The organism is Fulvivirga sp., from assembly GCF_040220315.1.
Lineage (GTDB): Bacteria > Bacteroidota > Bacteroidia > Cytophagales > Cyclobacteriaceae > Fulvivirga.
On sequence record NZ_JAVJUY010000225.1, the window covers coordinates 1 to 3,605 of the forward strand.

A 3,605-nucleotide genomic window follows, 5' to 3' on the forward strand; every position below is an offset into this window, starting at 1 on the left:
CTACTGTCCGTGTCAGTATATGGGTTTATATGATATCACTTTTCACTTTGTACCTGTCTTCATCATTGTACCATTATGTATCGACTGACTCCTGGAAATTGTGGCTTCAGAAACTTGACCATTGTGCGATTTACGTGAAAATTGCCGGTACCTATACACCTTTTTTACTATTACTTGGCAGTATTGCCTTCAGACACGAATTGTTGATTGCAATATGGCTGATGGTAGTACTGGGAATTGTACTCAAAATGATATTTACGGGCAGGTTCAATATATTTTTTACTATTTTGTATCTAGCGATGGGTTGGGTGGCGGTTTTTTTATTCAAGACGCTGTATGCTTCCCTTAGTTCCATGGCTTTTTCGTTTCTTATTGGGGGCGGGGTTTGTTTTTCAGTGGGGGTCATATTTTACCTTTCAAAGAAAATACCTTTCAATCATGCCATTTGGCACTTGTTTGTATTAGCGGGTAGCATTTTCCATTATTTTTCTATCATGGACTTAGTCAGATCAATTTGATGCCATTTTCAGATTCAAATAAAAAAATAGAAAATGGTAAGGTGAAACCATTGGTGTATTCATGTTCCGGATGTAGCTCGGCAGCGCAGATGGCCAATTATATAGCCATTAAGCTGGACCGGCAGAAAATTGCTGAAATGTCTTGTATAGCAGGAGTGGGTGGGAGTGTTCGTTCGCTGGTAAAGGTGGCCAAATCCGGCAGGCCTATTGTCGCCATTGATGGTTGTCCACTGGCTTGTGTGAAAGCGTGTTTGAAAATGCACAATGTGAATCCAGACGATCATATTATCCTTACTGATCTGGGAGTAAAAAAGATGAACGGTCTTGATTTTGATATAAAAGAGGCAAAGAACCTCCTGAAGAAGATTGTTAATGATAACATTACAGTTTAATTTGATTGAGCGATGAATATCATATCAAGCCTTTAATGCCTCTGATTTGGTAAGATGAGGACATTTACTTTACAAGTATGATAAGGATGACTTAAGTCATATCTCTTCCTTGGGTTTATCAATTCAAATGCTTCTCTGTCAAAATAGCTTTGGACCAAATTTTTGATACATGCCTGACCTGAAGAAATACAATCAACCCGTTCCAAGATATACAAGCTACCCGACCGTCCCTTTCTGGGAGAGGGAAAGTTTTACTATCGAAGGATATGAAAATACATTGCAGTCAGCTTTTTGGGAGAGCAGCAGAGAAGTGAGTATTTATATTCATCTGCCTTTCTGCGAAAGTCTCTGTACCTATTGCGCATGTAATACCCGGATAACCAAAAACCATCAGGTGGAAGGGCCTTACGTTACTCATTTGCTAAAGGAGTGGGAACTGTATCTGCAAAAATTACCTGAAAGACCCTTCATCCGTGAAATCCATTTGGGGGGTGGTACACCAACTTTCTTTGCACCTGAGAATTTACGTCGTTTATTGTCGGGAATCATTGAAGGAGGTTCTCTTTCAAGGGAATTTCAAATGTCATTTGAAGGTCATCCGGCTAATACAACGGCTAAACATTTAGAGACGCTCTATCAAATTGGGTTTGATCGCGTCAGCTTTGGTATTCAGGATTTCGATCTCAGTGTACAGAAACTCATTAATCGAATGCAGTCCTTTGAGCAGGTTAAAAGTATAACCGAAAAGGCACGTGAAATTGGATATACATCAGTCAATTATGATGTGGTTTACGGGCTGCCAGGCCAAACGATTGAATCTATAAAAAATACTTTGCATCAAATAATAGAATTGAAACCCGAACGAGTTGCCTATTACAGCTACGCCCATGTCCCCTCCATGCGACCTGCTCAGAAATCTTACGAGGCTCATCTTCCGGATGAAGATAATAAATGGAAATATATGCAATTAGGTAAGCAAACTTTTTTGGATTCGGGGTATGAAGAGGTGGGAATGGATCACTTTGTCCTGCCTGGGGATGTGCTGCTGGAAGCTAGAAGAAATGGAGAACTGCATCGAAATTTCATGGGCTACACACCATTTATCTGTAAGTTATTGATTGGTCTTGGGGTAAGTTCTATTAGTGATAGCTGGTCTGGATTTGCACAAAATGAAAAAAACATTTCAAAATATTATGAACTTTTAGCGCAGGGTCAACTTCCAATTATCAAAGGTCATATTCATACCAAGCAGGATCTTTTTTTCCGAAGGCACATTCTCAATCTTATGTGTAATTTTGAAACCACCTGGCATGAGTCAGAATTCATGGAGTACTGTGTCGCTTTGAATTATGATTTGTTGGATCAATTGCAAGAAGAAAACCTCATCACTTATGGAGAAACGGGCATAAAAGTATTACCTCAAGGCCGTGAGGTGATTAGGGTGATTTGTACTGCGCTAGATGCCAAAATGTATCAAAGTAATTTTGTGCCTCAGTATAGTAAGTCAGTTTAGATTCTCTTTCATAATAGTAAAAATTAAGGCCGGGCGCCCTAAAAAGGGTGCTCTGAAATGGTCAACTCATAGATTACGCGTTCCGCCAAAGCACACGGAGATGAAAATCCCTGATACCAGCACTGGAAAAGTGAAAGCGAACGAACACCTGCCTTTACCGGAATGGCATGAAGCAGTGCAAAGAAACTCCAAGTAAACTGCCACTTTAGCGCACTAAAAATCCAAGTAAATCCCGAAAGTGCAGCGAAAATCCAAGTAATCCAGGTGTGTGCATTAAAAAACCAAGTTTCTGAAAGGGAGGTGTGATGGTACGACTAAATATTTTAACGTGATATTCATCGACCAATAAATTATTTATTGTTCACAATTGTAAACAAAATGAAGCAGTGCAACAAAACTCCAAGTAAACTGCCACTTTAGCGCACTAAAAATCCAAGTAAATCCTGAAAGTGCAGCGAAAATCCAAGTGAACCAGGAGGGTGCATTAAAAATCCAAGTTTTTATGGATTCGTTTTCTTCTATTAATTTGGTTGTCAATAAAATCTCCAGGTATTACACTAGGAGTTACTTCAGGTAGTTCTATTTTCGTTGAACCGTCAAAGGGAGTATTATTCTTCTGGGAGTTCAAATTCAATTTTTAATTTTTTGGCAAATTCCAATAAACCATTTTCTGTGATACCATTTTCAATCTTTTGTCGAATAATATCTTTGAAATCATCCGCATCATCTTTTGCAGATTTAATGATAGGAAGAAAGAAATCTGATTCTCTAATTATTACGGTTAGGCAATCATTAACTGTAGCAACTTCTGAAAGGATTTTCCTAACCACATCATTACTTCTTTTGTCTAAAGCAGCATGATCTTTTAGGAATGGAAGTAAATATTTAAATTGTTCGGGCGTGATTTTTTTCTCTGAGATAAATATATCCCTGATATTCTTAAAAGTAGGCTTTAACTTATTTTTATTGACTTTTGAATAAAGTCTTTCCCATGCTTCATCTGAATTAAAAACGAACTCTCCATTGGCATACCCAGTCAAAGCAGATTTATATGCTGACACCAGATTATCAGGTAAGCTTTTTATTTTATCTGATTCAAGCATTAGATTGAGACATTTAAAAATATAGGAATCTTCATCATCCAAAGCCTTTTCCCAAGTTGAATAATCAAGTTTTAATAGG

4 protein-coding genes are annotated in these 3,605 nt (G+C 38.0%); 3 read left to right on the top strand and 1 reads right to left on the bottom strand.

Translation table 11 applies throughout. The annotated features are described in order from the left end of the window. The 3 genes from trhA to hemN all read left to right on the top strand — a co-directional run. A partial coding sequence (trhA, locus tag RLO81_RS10925) for a PAQR family membrane homeostasis protein TrhA (protein ID WP_350111375.1) occupies positions 1-518 on the top strand: 518 nt, incomplete at its 5' end. Then, positions 518-910 carry a putative zinc-binding protein gene (locus RLO81_RS10930; protein ID WP_350111378.1) on the top strand — a complete coding sequence of 131 codons (393 nt, stop codon included), beginning with the start codon at positions 518-520 and terminating at the stop codon, positions 908-910. The genes trhA and RLO81_RS10930, both read left to right, overlap by 1 nt. 169 nt (positions 911-1,079) lie before the next feature. Next, positions 1,080-2,423, top strand: coding sequence for an oxygen-independent coproporphyrinogen III oxidase (gene hemN, locus RLO81_RS10935; RefSeq protein WP_350111381.1), 1,344 nt, complete (start codon positions 1,080-1,082; stop codon positions 2,421-2,423). Between the two features lie 608 nt (positions 2,424-3,031). Here the strand turns inward: hemN and RLO81_RS10940 are convergent. After that, positions 3,032-3,605: hypothetical protein (locus tag RLO81_RS10940; RefSeq protein WP_350111384.1), on the bottom strand; the 574-nt coding region annotated here is incomplete at its 5' end.